The organism is Variovorax sp. GW821-FHT09D05, from assembly GCF_059416325.1.
In genome coordinates this window covers 122,246-139,338 of sequence record NZ_JBWKOZ010000001.1, presented here as the reverse complement: position 1 = coordinate 139,338, position 17,093 = coordinate 122,246, and the positions used below count along the sequence as shown (strand labels likewise).

Here is a 17,093-nt window from a genome sequence, read left to right as displayed (position 1 = left end):
GCCCCTTTTCTTTTCATCGGGCGTAAATGAATCCACCTCTTAGTATTCGGGGAAAACAACACCCAGACCGAGGGCCTCGATGGACATCTTCGAAAACGTGCTGGTCATGCTGATCGCCGCCTGCCTGCTGTTGCAGCTCTCGCGGCGCCTCGCACTGCCCTATCCGTCGATGCTGGCGCTGGCCGGCGTGTGCCTGGGCGCGATGCCCTGGGTGCCGCACATCAGCCTCGACCCGCATCTGGCGCTGGCGCTCTTCATCGCGCCTGCCCTCCTCGATTCAGCCTTCGACATCTCTCCACGCGAACTGCGGCGCAACTGGATGCCGCTGATCTCGCTGGTGCTGGTGGCGGTGCTGCTGACCACGGCGGTGGTCGCATGGGCCGGCTGGGCTTTCGCGGGCCTGCCGCTGGCGGCCGCGATCACGCTCGGCGCCATCGTCGCGCCGCCCGACGCTGTGGCCGCGGCTGCGGTGATGCAGCAGTTCCGCATTCCGCGGCGCACGCTTTCGATCATCAACGGCGAGAGCCTGCTCAACGACGCAGTGGCGCTGCTGGTATTCGGCGTGGCGGTGTCGGCAGCCGGCGCCGCGCACGTGCCCATGACGAGTTCGCTGCCGATGCTGCTGGTCGCGGTACCGGGCGGTGCGCTGGTCGGCTTCGCGTTCGCCAAGCTCAACATCCACTTCGGCTCGCCGCTCTTCGCGGGCACGCGCTCGGCCATCATCTTCCAGTTCGTGATGACCTTCGGCGCGTGGATCGTGGCCGAGCGGCTGCACCTGTCGCCGATCATCTCGGTGGTTGCCTTCGGCATGACGCTGGGCCAGTTCGCGCCAAAGCACCATGCGCCGCGCGACCGCGTGCACTCCTATGCGGTGTGGGGCGCGGTGGTGTTCACGCTCAACGTGCTGGCCTTCTTCCTGATGGGGCTGCAGGCGCGCAGCATCCTCGAAAGGCTGTCGGGGCCGCAGCTGGTGCGTGCCCTGCAGTTCGCCGGCCTCGTGCTGGTGCTGGTCATCGCGGTGCGGGTGGTCTGGGTGCAGATCTACGGGGCCGCGATGCGCACGTACAAGCTGCGCCTGATCGCCCAGGGGCACGACATTCCGGTGCCGTCCAGGCGCATCGGGTTGCTGGTCGGCTGGTCGGGCATGCGCGGGCTGGTGACGATGGCCACGGCCTTCGCGCTGCCGGCGGATTTTCCGGGACGCGACCTCATCGTGCTCAGCGCGTTCGCAGTTGTGCTGGGCACACTGGTGATCCAGGGCTTCACCATCGGGCCGCTGATCAGGGCATTGAAGATCGAGCCCGACGCGTCGCTCGACAAGGAGGTGTCGCTCGCGCGCACCGCGATGATGGATGCGGCGCTGTCGGCCCTCGAAGCCGAAGAAAGCCGCGAGGCCGACGCCGTGCGCGACGAATACCGCGCGGCGCGCGTGCTGGCGCAAGACGAGCGCCAGCCGCAGGCGAAGACGGCGCACGACCGGCTACGCGCCGTGGCGATTCGCGCGCAGCGGCAGGCGCTCGAAGCACTGCGCCACAGCGGGCAGATCGAGGACGACGCCTACCACCAGCTGGAAGAAGAGATGGACTGGGCCGAGCTCAACGCCATTCCCGCGAACGACGTGCGCCTGCAGAGCGTCTAGAACCCTGCGCTCAGGATTCCTCGTACCACCTGTCCTTCGCCAGCATCACCCGGTGGTGCCCGTGCCCCGAGGGCATCATCGGAAAGCAGTTCTCCTGCGCCGCCACCTGCACGTCGAGAAAGAACGGCCCCTGGCTCGCCAGGCATTCGGCCAGCGCGTCTTCCAGCTCGGCCGGGTCCGACACCCGCCGCGCGCCCCAGCCGAAGGCCTTGGCCAGCGCCACGAAATCGGGCAATGCCTCGTTCCAGCTGTGGCTCAGGCGGTTGCCGTGATTGAGCTCCTGCCATTGCCGCACCATGCCCATGTAGCCGTTGTTGCACAGCACCAGCTTCACCGGCACGCGGTGCTGCACGGCAGTGGAGAGCTCCTGGATGTTCATCAGCACCGAGGCATCGCCGCTCACGCACACGGTCAGCGCTTCGGGGTGGCCGATCTGCGCTCCGATGGCGGCGGGCAGGCCGTAGCCCATGGTCCCTGCCCCGCCCGAGGTGAGCCAGTGGCGCGGGCTGTCGAAGCGCAGGTACTGCGCGGCCCACATCTGGTGCTGGCCCACGTCGGTCGACACGATGGCATTGCGACCGCCGATGGCGCTCTGCAGCGACGACATCAGCTGCTGCGGCAGGATCGAGTCCTCGCGCGCTTCGAAGGCCAGGCAGTCTTCCGCGCGCCAGCGCTCGATGCGCGCCCACCACGGTGCGAGGCGCTCGGGCGCGAAGCCCTCCGCTGGCAGCAGCGCCAGCAGGCCTTCGAGGATCACCTCGCAGTCGCCCACCATCGGCACGTCCACGCGCACCACCTTGTTGATGCTGCCAGGGTCGATGTCGATGTGGATCTTGCGTGCATGCGGACAGAACTCATCGAGCTTGCCGGTCACGCGGTCGTCGAAGCGCGCGCCGACGCACACCACGAGGTCGGCCTCGTGCATTGCGAGGTTGGCTTCGAGCATGCCGTGCATGCCCAGCATGCCAATGAACTTCGGGTCGGACGCGGGGAACGCGCCCAGCCCCATCAGCGTGAGCGTGCACGGTGCGTGCAGAAGGTTCACGAGCTTCGCAAAGGCCTCGCACGCGGCGGGCCCCGAATTGACCAGCCCGCCGCCGCCGTAGATGACGGGCCGGCGCGCGGTCGAGAGCAGGTCGGCCGCGCGCTGCATCATGGCCTTGGGCGGCAGCGCCATGCGGCTCGTGCGCAAGGCGCGCAGCGGCGATGGCTCGGGGGCCTGGCCCAGGCGGTCGAGCTGGATGTCCTTCGGCACGTCGAGCAGCACTGGCCCGGGGCGGCCGGTGGTGACGATCTCCAGCGCACGGCGCACCAGCGAGGGCACGTCGTCGGCCGAGCGCACCTGCCGGTTCCACTTGGTCACCGAACGCGACATGCCCAGCGCATCGCTCTCCTGGAACGCCTGCGTACCGATGACGGCCGTTGCCACCTGCCCGCTGATGCAAAGCACCGGCACCGAATCGCTCATGGCATCAAGCAGCCCGGTGATCGTGTTGCCCACGCCCGGCCCCGAAGTGACCAGCACCACGCCCACGCGGCCGGTGCTGCGCGCATAGCCTTCGGCCGCATGCACGGCCGCCTGCTCGTGGCGCACCAGCACGTGGCGCAGCCGCGGCTCGCCGTGCAGCGCGTCGTACAGCGGCAGCGCCGCGCCGCCGGGGTAGCCGAAGATGGTGTCCACGCCGCACTCGACCAGCGTGTCGAGCAGGGCTTCGGCGCCGTTGCGAATGCGCGCTGGCGTTTCCGGGTGAAGAGAGAGGGAGGGCGTGAGGGGTAGGTCGAGCAGTCGCATGCCGTCAATTCTTCCGGTTCGGGAGCAAAATATGCTTCTTTCTTTTGGCTCTTTAAGCTCGATTAATGAAAACCAATCGGCAAACACCCGGCGACAACGAAGGATCTTTTGACAAGACCGACCTGGCGATCCTGCGCGTGCTGCTGCTCGACTCGCGCAAGACCCTGCAGGAGATCGGCAACGAGGTCGGCCTGTCGCCCACCAGTTGCTGGACGCGCATCAAGAAGCTCGAAGCCTCTGGCGTCATCAAGCGCTACACGGTCGACGTGGACCCAGCCAAGCTCGGCTATCACGACTCGGTGATCGTGCAGGTCACGCTCGAAAGCCACACCGACGAGACCCTGTACGACTTCGGCCGCGTGCTCGCGACCATTCCCGAGATACAGGAGGCCTATCTGGTGTCGGGCGACTACGACTACTACATCCGCATCGCCGTGCGCGACACGCGCGACTACGAGCGGCTGCTGCGCGAAAAGCTCTACAAGATCCCGGGCATCCGGCACAGCAAGTCGCACTTCGTGCTGCGCGTGCTGAAGGAAACCAGCGTGCCGGTCATCTGAGGGCGGTGCGAGCAAGCTCCTTCATAAGCGGATCAGTTCCACCCGCCGGTTCTTCGCCCGCCCCGCCTCGTTGTCGTTGGGCGCCACCGGCTCTGACGCGCCCGCACCGCGCGTGGTGAAGCGGCGCGGGTCCACCCCAGCCTTCACCAGCACCGCGATCACCGCCAGCGCGCGGCGCTTCGACAGGTCATCGTTGTGCTTCGCCTCGCCCTGCGCATCGGTGTGCCCCACCACCGACAGCTTCAACGGCGGGTTGCTGCGCATCAGCTTGGTCATCTCGTCGAGCGTGGGCTGCGACTCGGGGCGGATGATGTCCTTGTCGAGGTCGAACAGGATGCCGTAGAGATTGACGCGCCCCGTCTCCGCCAGGCTCTTCTGCATGGCCGTCGCGTCGACGAACACGATCTTGTTGTCTTCCATCGCCTTGCTCTCGACCACGCGCACGAAGGCGTGGTTGCCGACATCGGCGTTGTGTTCGGCCAGCGCGATGCTGGCGTAGACGGTGCCCGTGGGCCCGGTCTTCTTCGCCAGCAGGTAGCGGCCGCTCACCGAAAAATAGTTGCGCGCGTAGTCGCCGCGGCTGCCCAGGCGCGGCCACTCGGGGTCGTCGAAGGCCAGCGCAAAGTCGTAGGGCGTGTTGGTGTCCACGCTGCCTGGCCGCGGCTTGTAGCAGGAGGCATTGGCCGTGCCGCAGGTAAAGAGCACCTCGAAGCCCTTGGCCTTCAGGCTGGACTCGTAGTTGCGCTGCACTTCGAGGAGCGAACGGTCCTTCGGCAGCTTGTAGAGGTAGAGCGTCACCTTGCCCTCGACCTTGAGCAGGTCGGGCTTGCCGCCGGCCCAGTTCTGGAACGGCTCCTTGATGAGGCCGACCTCGTCGTAGGCGGCGGCCTTGTAGCCGTTGAGCACCGCGCCCTCGTAGCGGCCAACCAGCGGGTGGTCCTTGGCGGGCTCGGCGGCACCCGTGGCGAGCGAAAGCAATGCCATGCCGGCGAGGCTGGCCAGGAACGCGAGCGTTTTCATCGGTGCATCGGGCAGAGTGCGGCAAGAGCGGCGACGCGCTCCATGCTAGGGCGCGAGGCCGCCGCTGTGCATTCGACGGACGGCCTATGCCATTCAAGAATTTGCGGCAAGTTGCCTGGTTTGGCCGGAAAGGCTGGGCGAGGACATAATTGCGCCCGCCCGCGTGAGCGGGAGTCTGGGCTCGTCAAAAGATGGCTACAGCACGGTGCCGGCAATCGTCCGGCGCATCCACAGCACGCGAAAAGTGATTTCCGAGGCAGAAGCGATCTATGAGGCTAGGCAGCAAAGGCTGTTGGCGAATCAGCCGGTGGATCGCAAGGCTTTGGCTGGCCCTGCCGCTGGCCTTCCTGTCTTTTGCGTACGCCGATGAACTCCCGGCGGATGCGGTCCCGCAGCACGACGGCCCTGTCCACATCACGCAGGCCGAGTTGCTCTCGGTTTCCGGCACGGGCTATTCCGCACCTCCGCGGCATATCGTGGAAGCCGCGCTGCCAACCGATGGCTGGAAGACGGTCAGCCTCCCCCACACGGCCCGGCGCGAACTGGTGCCCAATGCGTCGAGCGGCGAGCGAACCGTCACCGACTGGTACCGCATCGAACTGTCCGGGCTGACGCCGAAGACGCAGCAGCAGCTTCTCTACCTCCCGCGCTGGAAAACCCTGGGCAACATCGCGGTGTACGGCGACGGCGTGCTGCTCTACCAGTCGCATGGCAGCCCCATCCACAACGGCTACAACCATCCGCTCCTGCTGCCGTTGAACGCGACCGCCAATACGCCCGCCCCGGCATCTGTGCTGATTCGCGTCGACCGCCTGCGCAACAGCGGCAGCGGCTTTTCGACCTTGTGGGTGGGCGACGAGGAATCGCTGAGCTGGCGCTACCAGATCCGCCAGTTGCTCCAGGTGCAGTTGCCCTTCATGGGCAGCGCCGCGTTCCTGGCGGTTGGCGCATTCGCGTTCGCGGTGTGGCTGTTCAAGAGGCGCGAATCGCTCTACCTGCTGTTCTTTGCCATCTCGGCGCTCGCCTTCCTGCGCACGCTTCACTACTACGCGGGCGGCAGCTTCATCCCGATTTCGGACGACTGGTTCGAATGGATGACAGTGGCCAGCCTGCTCTGGCTGATCGCCCTCATCCACCTGTTCTTGCAGCGCCTGCACCAGCAGCCATCACCCTGGTTGACCCGTGTATCGGTGACCCTGGCGCTGGCCTGCAATATCGCAACGCTGCCCCATGTGTCGACGGATATCGTCAGTCTCTACCTGTTCACGCCCCTGCTCAACCTGATGGTGCTGCCCGTCGCGGTGACGATCTTTGCGGTGAACCTGCGCAAGGCGCTGCGCGCGCAACTGCCCGAGGGACGCCTGGTGGCGGGCTGGACTGTCTTCGCCGTCGCATTCACTTCCTATGACGGGCTTCTGCAGAACAACCTGGTCAGCCCGGAGGCCGTGTACACCTCTCCCTACGCCATCATCAGCCTGTTCTTCGTCTTCTCGTACATCATGTTCCAGCGCTACACAGGCGCGTTCGCCGAAGTGGCCCGGCTGAACAAGGGCCTGGCCCAGCGCCTGCAGGCGCGCGAAGCCGAGCTGGAGCAAAGCTACCAGCGGCTGCGCGTGATCGAGAACCAGCACATGCTCAATGCCGAGCGCCGCCGCCTCATGCAGGACATGCACGACGGGCTGGGCTCTTCGCTGATCAGCGCCATCCGCTCGGTGGAGCGAGGCGCCATGAGCGAAGCCGAGATTTCCCGCGTGCTCAAGGGCTGCATGGAAGACCTGAGGCTGGTGATCGACTCCATGGAAAACGTGGAAGCCGACCTGCTGCTCCTGCTGGCAACCATGCGCTTTCGCCTGGCTCCGCGCATCGAGAGCGCCGGCATCACGCTGCAATGGGAAGTGCAACCCGTGCCCTCGCTGCCCTGGCTGGACCCGGACGGCGCGCTGCACATCCTGCGCATCGTGCAGGAATGCGTGGCCAACGTGCTGCGCCACACGCGGGCCACCGTCATCTGCGTGAGCACCGCGACGGTCGATGAAGGCGTGAACGTGGTGATCGAAGACAACGGCGAAGGCTTCGACGTGGAAGAGGCCCTGCGCCGAAGCGGACGAGGGCTGCGCAACCAGCAGCGGCGCGCGCAGGTGATCGGTGGCACGGTGAGCTGGCAGTCCGGCAGCACGGGGACGCGCTTCACGCTGTGGCTGCCGCTGCACCGCAAGGCGGAAACCGACAAGGCCATCAGCGCTTTCTGAGCCCGCCCCTTCCGAGCCCGGCTCAGAGGCTCGCAACGATCTGCTCGCGCAGCCACTTGTGCGCCGGGTCGCGGTGCCGGCACTCGTGCCAGAGCATCGCCATCTCGTAGCCGGGCACTTCGAGCGGCGCCTCCACCATCCGCAGCCCGGCCGCGCCGCGCGCCAGCCGCTCGGGCAGCATCGCGACCATGTCGGTGCTGGCCAGCACCGACATCATGAAGAGGAAGTGCGGCACCGACAGCGCCACGCGCCGCGTCAAACCCTTTTCGGCCAGCGCCTCGTCCGTTGGCCCGGCGAAGCCTCCGCCGGCGAGCGACACCACCACATGCTCCAGCGCGCAGAACTGCGCGAGCGTCGGCCGGCGCTTCAGGCGCGGATGCCCTGCCCGCCCGGCCAGCACGTAGCGTTCGTGGAAGAGCACGCGCGCGTGCAGGCCACGCGGCGCGCCCACGCTGGTGTGAAAGAACAGGTCGATCTCACCGCTCTCCAGCTGCCGCGCCATGCGCGAAGGCACGGCCTCCACCACGGCCAGCCGCGTGTGCGGCGCCGCGGCACGCAGCCCGGCCAGCGCCGGCAGCAGGATGGCCGACTCGGCATAGTCGGCCGCGGCAACGCGCCAGGTGGTGGTCGCCTCGGCCGGATCGAAAGGCCGAGTTGGCGCCACCGCACGGCCCAGCGATTCAAGCGCCTCGCGCAGAGGCTCGCGCAGTTCATCGGCGCGCGCGGTGGGCCGCATGCCGCGCTGCGCGGGCACCAGCAGCGGGTCGTCGAACGCTTCGCGCAGCTTGGCGAGCTGCACGCTCACCGAGGGCTGCGACAGGTTCAACCGCTCGGCCGCACGCGTGACATTGCGCTCGGCCAGCAGCGTGTCGAGCGTGACCAGCAAGTTGAGGTCTAGGCGGCTGAAATTGTTCATGGCAATTCCTGGAATTCAGACTATTCATTTCCAATATATCGCCACGAAGCCTAACCTGAGGGGCATCTTCATTCGAACCCTTGTGAAACCGTGAACATCCTTCTGGTACTTGCCCACCCCGAAGCCGCCTCGCTCAATGGCGCGCTCCATCGCTTCATGCTCGAACGCCTGGCGGCTGCGGGCCATTCAGTGCAGGTGTCCGACCTGTACGCCATGCGCTGGAAGCCCGCGCTCGACGCCGACGACTTCCCCGCGCGCGACACCGCCGCGCGCTTCGACCCCGTGCTCGATTCGCTTCATGCGTTCGAGGCCGGCACGCAAACCGCAGACATCGCCGCCGAGCAGCAAAAACTGCTGTGGGCCGACGCGGTCGTCCTGCAATTTCCGCTGTGGTGGTACTCGATGCCCGCCATCCTCAAGGGCTGGGTCGAGCGTATCTACGCCTATGGCTTTGCCTATGGCCTCGGCGAGCATTCGGACACGCACTGGGGCGACCGCTTCGGCGAAGGCGTGATGGCCGGCAAGCGCGCGATGCTGGTGGTAACGACCGGCGGCTGGGCATCGCACTACGCGCCGCGCGGCATCAACGGGCCGATGGACGACCTGCTGTTTCCCATCCACCACGGCATCCTCTACTACCCCGGATTCGACGTGCTGCCGCCGTACGTGGTGCATCGCACGCACAAGGTCGACGAGGCTGCCTACGCGCGCATCACCGAGGAACTGGGCCAGAGGCTCGACACGCTGTTCACCACAGACCCGATCCCGTTCCGCCGGCAGAACGCCGGCGACTACGAGATTCCCGCGCTCACCCTGCGCGAAGACATCGCGCCGGGCGAGACGGGCTTTGGGGTGCACTCGGCTTAAGGAAGCACCGGGTTGGCAATCGCGCTGGCAATCGCTGCGTCGGCATCCACACGCAGCATGAAGCGCTTCGCCACCAGGTCGTTGGCGGCCGTGGTCACTGCCGCGATGTAGCCCGCCTGATCCACATAGCGCTCCTGCAGCGACGGGCGCGGATCACTTCCGCGCAGCGCCGCCGTCTTGGCAAACGCAAAGTACGACCCGAACAGGCCCGCCTGGTCGATCCTGCCCGGCTGGTTGGTGTAGTTCCAACCAGTGTTCGTGCCCAGCGGCACGGCGACGTCCAGGCTGCGGATGCCCGCGATGTCGTTGCCGTCCGCATCCACCTGCGGCACCAGGATCGCGTAGTCGCGGCCCAGGTAGGCCGGCGGCACCTGCGTGGCGATGCCGCTCTCGTCCTGCGGCCTGTAGTTGGGGCCCCAGTCCAGCAGCGAATAGGTGTTGACCAGCCCCGTGTAGCTCACGCCCGGAATCGCCGGGAACTTGACCTGCTGCGGCCGCACCAGCGTGGTGTCTGCCAGCTTCGGCACCTGGCTGTCGGGCGGTGTCGTGCCCTTGACGACCCAGTCTTCCAGGTTCTGGTACAGCGCGCGCACGACCGGAATCACGCCGGCATTGCCGTTGGTCGCATACAGCGCCCCTGCGCTTGCACCCGGCAGCGACGAGAGGCCCAGCAGATGGTGCGTGCTCGCGTAGTAGTAGATGCGCGCGTTGCCGGGCTGCACGAGGTCGGTCGTGCCCCAGGCATCGGTCAGCAGCGGCGAGCCCTGCAGGGTCCAGAACTCGGTGCCGCTGAAGCCGATGAAGAGCTTGGGACAGGTGCCGCTCGCCTCGCAGCGCGACAGGATGCCGCCGCGCCGCTGCGCCACGTCGTCCACGTAGTCCTTCGAGAGGCCGCGCGTGCCGGCCTGGCCGAAGGCCGTGTGGTCGGCGCGCACGCCACCGCCGCCGCCAGGAATGGAGAAGCGCATGTTGATGTTGGTCTGCCGCGCCGCGATCTGCGCGAACACGCCGTCGAACACCTTCTGGCCCGCACGGTCCTCGTTGAAGCCCAAGTGCACGAAGGTCTTCATGAAGTTGCCGCACTGCGAGACGCCCGAGGCAATGGTGTTCTTGATGGCAGCAGCCACCGGGTTGGCCGTGCCCGCCGCATCGCTCGCGTCGCGGTGGAAGAAGGTGATCATGTCGCGCAGCGCCGCGAGGCCCAGGCCCATGACCTTCGGGTCTTTCGCGATGTAGACCAGTTCGTACAAGTAGGCCGGGTCCCATTTGTCCTTGAGGCAGACGTTCGTCTCGTCGGGCGTGCCGGGGAACGGCGTGGCGGCGCTGCACTTCGCAAACTTCCACTCGCTCGCGGGAATGAGCTGGCGCGCGTCGCCTTCGTTGATGCGGCGAGTGAGCACATAGCCGGGCTTCGTGTTGTCGAGGCTCGCGGTGGCATAGGCCTGCATCGCCGCATTGAACGGGCCGCCTGGCAAGGGCAGCGAATCGTTGTTCGCTGCGGTAGGCAGCAACTCGGCGCGGTAGGTGCCGGTGATGCTGCTGCCATCGGCGTTCTTCGCGACCGGCACCTTCAGCGTGAGCTTGCCGGGCCCGGCCGGCACGTCGCCCTGCCAGGCGGCCGTCAGGAACACGTAGCCGCGCGAGGCGAAGTACGGATCGAGGCTCACGATGTTGCCGCGGTTCGGCGCGTCGTAGCGCAGCACGCCGCTGGCCTTGGTCATGTCCTTCGGCTTGAAGAGCACGAAGTCGGAGGTGTATTCGACCTTGCCGTTGGCATTGAGCGGTGCGAGCGAGAGGTCCTGGATGATCGCGTTGCGAGCGTCCTTCGGATCGACCTCGCCGGTGAAGGTGCCGGTGATCTTCTCGTAGGCGCCCACGCTGCCGAAGGTACCTGGCACGTCTTCGGTCGCGGTGATGGCGAGCTTGTACTTGGGCGCGGTGGCAGTCACGGGCGGTGTGGTGGGTGTCGTGGTGGTGGGCGGTGGCAGCAGCACGCCACCTCCTCCGCCGCTTCCACCGCATGCGCTCAGAAAAAGGGCGGCCGAAGCCACCGTGGCAGCCCAAAGGCTCCAGCGTTTCATGGTTTGTCTCCTTCGTTGTGTGTCTTGTCGCGTTGCGGCGCCGGTACCCGCTACGGCGCGCGGGCTACTCGGCCTCGATGCCGGCCGACTTCACGATGCGGCCCCACTTCTGGGACTCGTTGGCCTGGAACTTCGCAAGCTCTTCGGGCGAGGTCGTGAACACCTCGGTGCCGGTCGGCTCGTAGAACGCGGTCTTCGCAGCCTCGCTCTTCGCGGCCTTCACCAGCAGTTCGTTGAGCCGCTTGACCACTGCGGGCGGCGTCTTCGCGGGCGCATAGGCCGCGAACCAGTAGCCCATTTCGTAGCCCTTCACGCCGGCCTCGGAAATGGTGGGCACGTCGGGTGCGAGCGGCGAGCGTGCCGAGCTGGAGATGCCCAGCGCGCGCAGCTTGCCGGCCTTGACCTGCGGCAGGCCGGTGGCCGTGTCGGTGATCATCATGTTGATCTGGCTGCCCAGCAGGTCGGTCACGGCGAGCGTGTTGCTCTTGTAGGGCACGTGCAGCAGCTTGATGTCGGCCATCTGCTGCAGCAGCTCGCCCGCCATGCGGCTGGACGAACTGCCGCTGCCGAAGCTGTACTTGCCCGGCTCCTTCTTCGCGAGCGCGATGAACTCGGCCACGTTCTTCGCAGGGAACGAGGGATTCACCACCATGATCTGCCCGCCCTTGCCGAGCGCCGCGACGGGCGCGAAGTCTTTCACCGGGTCGTAGGGCAGCTTCTTGAACAGGTGCTCATTGGCCGCGTGCGTGGTGTTGGTGGTGATGAGCACCGTGTAGCCGTCGGCGGGCGCCTTGGCCACGTTCTGCGAGGCGATGAAGCCGCTTGCGCCGGCCTTGTTGTCGATGATGACGGCCTGCTTCGTCTCAGCCGCGATCTGGTTGCCGAGCGCGCGTGCGATCTGGTCGGTGGCGGTGCCGGCCGCGAAGGGCACGACGAAGGTGATGGCCTTCTCGGGAAAGGCCTCCGCATGGCTCAGCAGTGGCATCAGGGCCAGTGCGGCGGTCAGCGCGGTGAGGGGAAATCGTTTCATTGTTTTGTCTCCGGATGGAATGGCTAGGGGAAAAGAAAAGAGCTCCGGCTATGGTCCGGCCAGCAAGGGCACAAGCGCACGAGGCACGCGGACAGGCATGTCGAGCAGCAGGAAGGACAACGCCTTGCCATGTGCGTCTAGGTTCAGCGCATCGTTGACGCCGCCGTCCAGCACCGCGTCGAGCACGAAGTTCATCGCGTGCAGCTTCGGCAACAAGAAACGCTGCACCTGCGACGGCGCACGGTGGTGGAACTGCGCAGCGACGCGCTCGGGCGTGAGCTGCTCGACCAGCAAGGGATAGAGCTCGGCGTGCCAGGCGATGACGCTGATGTTAGAGCGATCGCCCTTGTCGCCGGTGCGGCCGTGCGCGGCGCGGTACAGCGGCACTTCGACGGTGTCGGTAGTGGTGTTCATGCCAGGGCCTCCTCGCCGAGCAGTTCGAAGCGCACCGGCACCGCCTCGCGCGGCAGCAGGCACGACAGCGTGTTGAGCCGCGGCGTGAGCGCGGTGCGCACGCCGCCGCCGCCTGCCGGGCCGCAGGTGTAGAGCGCCATGACCTCGCGCGCCAGTCGCTCGGCCTGCGCGCGATCGGCATGCGTGGCCGCGACGCGCAGGCGCACGTCGCGCAGGCCGGCGTCGGGTGTATCCGCCAGCGCACGGCCCGCGTCGTCGCCCAGGATGCTCAGCGCGCCGATCAGGTCCACGCGCAACGCGAGTCCGGCCAGGCGCTTGCGCAGCACGTCCGCCGCGAGCCGCGCACGGGCCTCGGCGCGCGGCCCCGCATAGGAGATTTCGCCCTCGGCCAGCCAGCCGCCTTCATGGCAGACGTTGACCTTGTAGCGGCCCGGCCGCGCATGACCGCGCACGCCGGAGAGCGCAACGCGATCCACGCCGGGCAGCGCGTGCACTTCAGCGTCGGCAATATCGGCGACCACGTCGGGCGTCAGGTAGGCCGCAGGGTCGTGCACTTCGTAGAGCAGCTGCTCCTTCACCGTGGCCTCGCTCACGAGGCCGCCGGTGCCGTCGGCCTTGCCGATGGTGCAGCGGCCGTCGGCGTCTATCTCTGCGATAGGGAAGCCCACCGCTTCCAGCCCCGGTACGTTCTTGTAGCCAGGGTCGGCGAAGTAGCCGCCGCACACCTGCGCACCGCATTCGAGCAGATGCCCCGCCATGGTCGCTCGGCCCAGCCGGTCCCAGTCGTCGGCGCGCCAGCCGAAGTGCGACATGGCCGGCCCTACGGTGAGCGACGGGTCGGCCACGCGCCCGCACACCACGATCTGCGCGCCCGCGTCGAGCGCGGCGGCAATCGGCTCGGCGCCGATGTAGGCATTGGCGCTGACCATGCGCAGCCCTTCCATCTGCGCGCCGAGCGCTTCGTTCAGCAGCGCGCGGTGTTCGGGCCCCGACAGGTCGTCGCCCTCCACCACCGCGATGCACGGCGCGCTCGCACCCAGTTCGCGCGCCATGCGGGCGATATGCCGGGCGGCGGCGCGCGGGTTGGCGGCGCCGAAGTTGCTCACGATGCGGATGCCATGCGCCAGGCAACGCGCGAGCACGGGCCGCAGCATGTCGTCGAGCAGCGGTTCGTAGCCTGCGTCGGGGTTGTCGCGGCGGCGCAGTTGGGCCAGCGCGAGCGTGCGCTCGGCCAGCGTCTCGAAGATGAGGAAGGCGCGCTGCCCCTTGGGGCCGCTTGCCAGCCGCGCGATCAGCGTGTCGACCACCGGCCCGGCGGCATCGGTGCGGTCGCCCGAGAAGCCGGCGGCGCAACCTATCAGCAGCGTGGGCGGATCAATGGAGTTCATTGCCGTGCACTGTAGGCAGCGGCCGGTCATCCGTAAAATCGAAAATACGGATCGATTGATCCGCTTTTCAAATAACAAGGGAGACATTATGAGAAAGACGCCCGACCTCTCCACGCGGCAGCTGCGCGCCTTTCTCGCGCTGGCAGAGCACCGCAACTTCACGCGCGCGGCGCAGAGCAGCCATCTCTCGCAGCCCGCGTTCAGCGCACTGATCCGCACGCTCGAAGACGCAATCGGCACCCGCCTTTTCGACCGCGACACTCGCAGCGTGCAGCTCACGCCCGAGGGCCGGCTGTTCGAGGGCTCCGCGCGCCGGCTGCTCGACGACATGGGCAGCGCCATGGGCGACCTCGCCGATCATGTGGAGCGCCGCAAGGGCCGCGTGCGCGTGGCCGCCCTGCCCTCACTCGCGGCCGGCTGGCTGCCCACGGTGTTCGCAGAATTCATGCAAGCCTGGCCGGGCATCCGCATCGACCTGGACGATGCGTTGTCCGACGCCTGCATCGCGCTGGTGCGCAACGGCCAGGCCGACTTCGCGCTCGCCGCCTCGGGCGCCGGAGGCACGGCAGACAGCGACCTGCGTGCGCGCAAGCTCTGCACCGACCGCTTCCACCTCGTGTGCCGCGCCGACCACCCGCTGGCGCGCGAGCCGCGCCTCACGGTGAAGAAGATCGCGCCCCACCCCTTCATCCAGATGGCGCGCAACAGCAGCGTGCGGCAGGCGCTCGACGCGGCGCTGCATCCGCAAAGGCTGAATGCGGTGTTCGAGGTGGAGCACCTGGCCACCGTGATGGGGCTGGTCGAGGCTGGGCTGGGCATCAGCGTGGTGCCTGCGCTCACGCTGTTCCACTTCCAGCGTGAGACGCTGGTAACGCGGCCGCTGCCCCTGCCTTCCCTCACGCGAACGCTCTACATGGTGCAGCGGCGCGAAGGCAGCCTGTCGGTGGCTGCGCAGACGCTGCACGACCTGATCGTCGCGCGGCTGGGGTCGCTGCGGCTGCATTGACGCTGAGCGCCACGCGAGCGCCCAGCCATGCCGAAAAACTATATCTCCCAGTGCGAACGCGATCTTGCCGGAGGCTGACCCACGGGCAATAGTGCGGGTCAGCGGCGCGCAAGGCCGCACACAAGTTCAACAAGGAGACACATGAGACATTCCCGTCGCGGCTTCGTCGGCCTGATGCTGACCCTGGCCGCCGGTTTGCGCGCATCGCCCGCGCTGGCCGCCCCCCTGTCTTCGCGTCCGATCCGCCTGGTCGTGCCCTTCGGTGCCGGCGGCGTCGCGGACCTGGTCGCGCGCAGCGTGGCCCAGAAGATGTCCGAATCGATGGGCCAGAGCATCGTGGTCGACAACAAGCCCGGCGCGGGTGGCGTGGTGGCTTCCGACACGGTAGCCAAGGCGCCGCCGGACGGCCACACGATGCTGCTGATGTCCAACGGCAATGCCGTGAGCGTGGGCCTGTTCAAGTCGCTGCCCTACGACACGACGAAAGATTTCGCGCCGATCTCCACGCTCGGCTACTTCGACATGGCGGTACTCGCCGCGAGCAACAGCAAGTTCAAGACATTCGCCGACCTGGTGGCTCACGCCAAGGCCCATCCGGGCCAGCTCAACATCGGCACCATCAACGTTGGCAGCACGCAGAACCTGGCTGGCGAGCTGCTGAAGAGTTCACTCGGCATCGATGCGCAGGTCGTGCCCTTCAACGGCACGCCGGCCGTGGTCACGGCGCTGCGTGGCGGGCAGGTCGACGTGGCGGTGGAAATCCTCTCGCCCGTTCTCTCGCAGATCGAAGGCAAGGCCATGCGCGCGCTGGCGGTCATGGGCGACAAGCGCTCGCCCAGCTTGCCGGACGTGCCGACCGTTGCGGAAAGCGGGACGCCAGGCTTCCAGGTCGCATCGTGGAACGCGCTGGCCGCGCCCGCCAAGACACCGCCCGACGTGATCGCCCGCCTGAACCAGGAGGCCCGTGCGGCGCTGGCTTCGCCCGAAGTCAAGAAACGCCTGCAGAACCTCGGCGTGGAGCCGCGCGGCAGCACACCGCAGGAACAGGCGCGGCTGCTCGACAGCGAGATCCAACGTTGGTCGGCCGTGATCCAGCGCGCCGGCATTCCCAAGCAGTAAGCAGTGAACCCGCCTTGATGAAAACCATCGCCCCACCCCATCCAAACCCGAGCCGCCCCACGTTCCGACTGCCAGCCGGCGCCTGCGACACGCATTGCCATGTGTTCGGCCCCGGCGACGTGTTTCCGTATTCGGACAACCGCCGCTACACGCCGCCCGATGCGCCCGCCGCAAAGCTGCGCGCCCTGCACGAACTGCTGGGCATCGAACGCGTGGTGCTGGTGCAGGCCAGCGTGCATGGCCATGACAACCGCGCCATGCTCGACGCCATTGCGCAATCGCCCGACACCTATCGCGGCGTGGCCATGGTGGGTGCGGGCATCACCGATGCCGAACTCGCCGCGCTGCACAAGGCCGGCGTGCGCTCGGTGCGCTTCAACTTCGTGCAGCACCTGGGCGGCGCACCCGACCTGCCCACGGTGCTGCGCATGGCCGAGCGCATCCGGCCGCTGGGCTGGCATCTGGTGCTGCATCTGGACGCGGATGACCTTGTCACCTACCGCGCATTCCTCGACACGCTGCCGGTGCCCTTCGTCATCGACCACATGGGCCGCACGATGGTCGAGCACGGCCTCGGCCAGAAGGCCTGCGAGATGATGCTGGAGCTGATGCGCGACGAGCGCGCGTGGGTCAAGGTGAGCGGCGCCGAGCGCATCTCGCAGACCCTCTCGACCCAGGGCCAGCCCTATGCGGATGCCGTGCCCTTCGCGCGCCGGCTGATAGAAGCCGCGCCCGACCGCGTGCTGTGGGGCACCGACTGGCCGCACCCCAACGTGCGCGAAATGCCCGACGACGGCAAGCTGGTCGACCTGCTGCCGCTGTTCAGCGACGACCCGGCGCAGCTTCGCAAGCTGCTGGTCGACAACCCGAGTCGCCTGTACTGGTACGACTGAGCGCCGCCGCCGCGCTTCGTACACGCCACTGACACCGCCCCCACGCCACGGCACAACCGTGGCGTGCGGACGCGCGCGCCTGCGCCCTTGCAGGCTACGAATCACAACGAGGAGACAGA

At 67.4% G+C, this 17,093-nt stretch carries 14 protein-coding genes; 7 read left to right on the top strand and 7 right to left on the bottom strand.

Annotated elements, in window-relative coordinates:
• Positions 1–79 precede the first annotated feature (79 nt).
• Positions 80–1,639 carry a cation:proton antiporter gene (locus AC07O3_RS00625; protein WP_495338327.1) on the top strand — a complete coding sequence of 520 codons (1,560 nt, stop codon included), beginning with the start codon at positions 80–82 and terminating at the stop codon, positions 1,637–1,639.
• Between the two features lie 10 nt (positions 1,640–1,649).
• Here the strand turns inward: AC07O3_RS00625 and ilvB are convergent, their stop codons facing one another.
• Positions 1,650–3,431 carry a biosynthetic-type acetolactate synthase large subunit gene (ilvB, locus tag AC07O3_RS00620; protein ID WP_495338326.1) on the bottom strand — a complete coding sequence of 594 codons (1,782 nt, stop codon included), beginning with the start codon at positions 3,429–3,431 and terminating at the stop codon, positions 1,650–1,652.
• 65 nt (positions 3,432–3,496) lie between these two features.
• On the opposite strand from ilvB, the gene AC07O3_RS00615 reads away from it, so the two are divergent.
• A complete protein-coding gene (locus tag AC07O3_RS00615; RefSeq protein ID WP_177142350.1) occupies positions 3,497–3,991 on the top strand; it encodes an Lrp/AsnC family transcriptional regulator in 495 nt (164 codons plus the stop codon).
• Positions 3,992–4,012: 21 nt separating this feature from the next.
• Here the strand turns inward: AC07O3_RS00615 and AC07O3_RS00610 are convergent, their stop codons facing one another.
• Entirely contained in the window at positions 4,013–5,011 is a 999-nt protein-coding gene (locus AC07O3_RS00610; RefSeq protein WP_495338325.1) for an OmpA family protein, read from the bottom strand.
• Positions 5,012–5,280: 269 nt separating this feature from the next.
• Between AC07O3_RS00610 and AC07O3_RS00605 the strand changes: the two genes are divergently transcribed.
• Positions 5,281–7,260 (top strand): sensor histidine kinase, encoded by a 1,980-nt coding sequence (locus AC07O3_RS00605; RefSeq protein ID WP_495338324.1) that lies wholly within the window; start codon positions 5,281–5,283, stop codon positions 7,258–7,260.
• A gap of 22 nt (positions 7,261–7,282) precedes the next feature.
• Here the strand turns inward: AC07O3_RS00605 and AC07O3_RS00600 are convergent, their stop codons facing one another.
• Positions 7,283–8,176 (bottom strand): LysR family transcriptional regulator, encoded by an 894-nt coding sequence (locus AC07O3_RS00600; protein WP_495338323.1) that lies wholly within the window; start codon positions 8,174–8,176, stop codon positions 7,283–7,285.
• Positions 8,177–8,266: 90 nt separating this feature from the next.
• Here AC07O3_RS00600 and AC07O3_RS00595 point away from each other — a divergent pair, with 90 nt between their 5' ends.
• Positions 8,267–9,043 (top strand): NAD(P)H-dependent oxidoreductase, encoded by a 777-nt coding sequence (locus tag AC07O3_RS00595; RefSeq protein WP_495338322.1) that lies wholly within the window; start codon positions 8,267–8,269, stop codon positions 9,041–9,043.
• Here the strand turns inward: AC07O3_RS00595 and AC07O3_RS00590 are convergent.
• The 4 genes from AC07O3_RS00590 to AC07O3_RS00575 all read right to left on the bottom strand — a co-directional run bounded on the left by AC07O3_RS00590 (position 9,040) and on the right by AC07O3_RS00575 (position 13,956).
• Positions 9,040–11,124 carry an alpha/beta hydrolase domain-containing protein gene (locus AC07O3_RS00590; RefSeq protein ID WP_495338321.1) on the bottom strand — a complete coding sequence of 695 codons (2,085 nt, stop codon included), beginning with the start codon at positions 11,122–11,124 and terminating at the stop codon, positions 9,040–9,042. The genes AC07O3_RS00595 and AC07O3_RS00590 overlap by 4 nt on opposite strands.
• Positions 11,125–11,188: 64 nt before the next feature.
• Positions 11,189–12,154 carry a Bug family tripartite tricarboxylate transporter substrate binding protein gene (locus AC07O3_RS00585; RefSeq protein ID WP_495338320.1) on the bottom strand — a complete coding sequence of 322 codons (966 nt, stop codon included), beginning with the start codon at positions 12,152–12,154 and terminating at the stop codon, positions 11,189–11,191.
• A 48-nt stretch (positions 12,155–12,202) separates the two neighbouring features.
• Positions 12,203–12,568, bottom strand: a complete 366-nt coding sequence (locus AC07O3_RS00580) for an AtuA-related protein (RefSeq protein ID WP_495338319.1) — start codon at positions 12,566–12,568, stop codon at positions 12,203–12,205.
• Entirely contained in the window at positions 12,565–13,956 is a 1,392-nt protein-coding gene (locus AC07O3_RS00575; RefSeq protein WP_495338318.1) for an acyclic terpene utilization AtuA family protein, read from the bottom strand. The genes AC07O3_RS00580 and AC07O3_RS00575 overlap by 4 nt, the downstream gene beginning before the upstream one ends.
• Before the next feature lie 88 nt (positions 13,957–14,044).
• Between AC07O3_RS00575 and AC07O3_RS00570 the strand changes: the two genes are divergently transcribed.
• The 3 genes from AC07O3_RS00570 to AC07O3_RS00560 all read left to right on the top strand — a co-directional run bounded on the left by AC07O3_RS00570 (position 14,045) and on the right by AC07O3_RS00560 (position 16,974).
• On the top strand, positions 14,045–14,962 hold the full coding sequence (locus AC07O3_RS00570) for a LysR family transcriptional regulator (protein WP_495338317.1): 918 nt from the start codon (positions 14,045–14,047) through the stop codon (positions 14,960–14,962).
• Between the two features lie 141 nt (positions 14,963–15,103).
• The gene (locus AC07O3_RS00565; RefSeq protein WP_495338316.1) at positions 15,104–16,081 is read left to right on the top strand and encodes a Bug family tripartite tricarboxylate transporter substrate binding protein; all 978 of its coding nucleotides are present in this window, start codon (positions 15,104–15,106) and stop codon (positions 16,079–16,081) included.
• Positions 16,082–16,098: 17 nt separating this feature from the next.
• Positions 16,099–16,974, top strand: a complete 876-nt coding sequence (locus AC07O3_RS00560; protein ID WP_495338315.1) for an amidohydrolase family protein — start codon at positions 16,099–16,101, stop codon at positions 16,972–16,974.
• Positions 16,975–17,093 lie beyond the last annotated feature (119 nt).

Coding starts and splice junctions, on each gene's coding strand:
- AC07O3_RS00560 (WP_495338315.1), top strand. CDS start 16,099: ATGAAAACCATCGCCCCACCCCATCCAAACCCGAGCCGCCCCACGTTC.
- ilvB (WP_495338326.1), bottom strand. CDS start 3,431: ATGCGACTGCTCGACCTACCCCTCACGCCCTCCCTCTCTCTTCACCCG.
- AC07O3_RS00565 (WP_495338316.1), top strand. CDS start 15,104: ATGAGACATTCCCGTCGCGGCTTCGTCGGCCTGATGCTGACCCTGGCC.
- AC07O3_RS00580 (WP_495338319.1), bottom strand. CDS start 12,568: ATGAACACCACTACCGACACCGTCGAAGTGCCGCTGTACCGCGCCGCG.
- AC07O3_RS00610 (WP_495338325.1), bottom strand. CDS start 5,011: ATGAAAACGCTCGCGTTCCTGGCCAGCCTCGCCGGCATGGCATTGCTT.
- AC07O3_RS00585 (WP_495338320.1), bottom strand. CDS start 12,154: ATGAAACGATTTCCCCTCACCGCGCTGACCGCCGCACTGGCCCTGATG.
- AC07O3_RS00605 (WP_495338324.1), top strand. CDS start 5,281: ATGAGGCTAGGCAGCAAAGGCTGTTGGCGAATCAGCCGGTGGATCGCA.
- AC07O3_RS00570 (WP_495338317.1), top strand. CDS start 14,045: ATGAGAAAGACGCCCGACCTCTCCACGCGGCAGCTGCGCGCCTTTCTC.
- AC07O3_RS00600 (WP_495338323.1), bottom strand. CDS start 8,176: ATGAACAATTTCAGCCGCCTAGACCTCAACTTGCTGGTCACGCTCGAC.
- AC07O3_RS00615 (WP_177142350.1), top strand. CDS start 3,497: ATGAAAACCAATCGGCAAACACCCGGCGACAACGAAGGATCTTTTGAC.
- AC07O3_RS00625 (WP_495338327.1), top strand. CDS start 80: ATGGACATCTTCGAAAACGTGCTGGTCATGCTGATCGCCGCCTGCCTG.
- AC07O3_RS00590 (WP_495338321.1), bottom strand. CDS start 11,124: ATGAAACGCTGGAGCCTTTGGGCTGCCACGGTGGCTTCGGCCGCCCTT.
- AC07O3_RS00575 (WP_495338318.1), bottom strand. CDS start 13,956: ATGAACTCCATTGATCCGCCCACGCTGCTGATAGGTTGCGCCGCCGGC.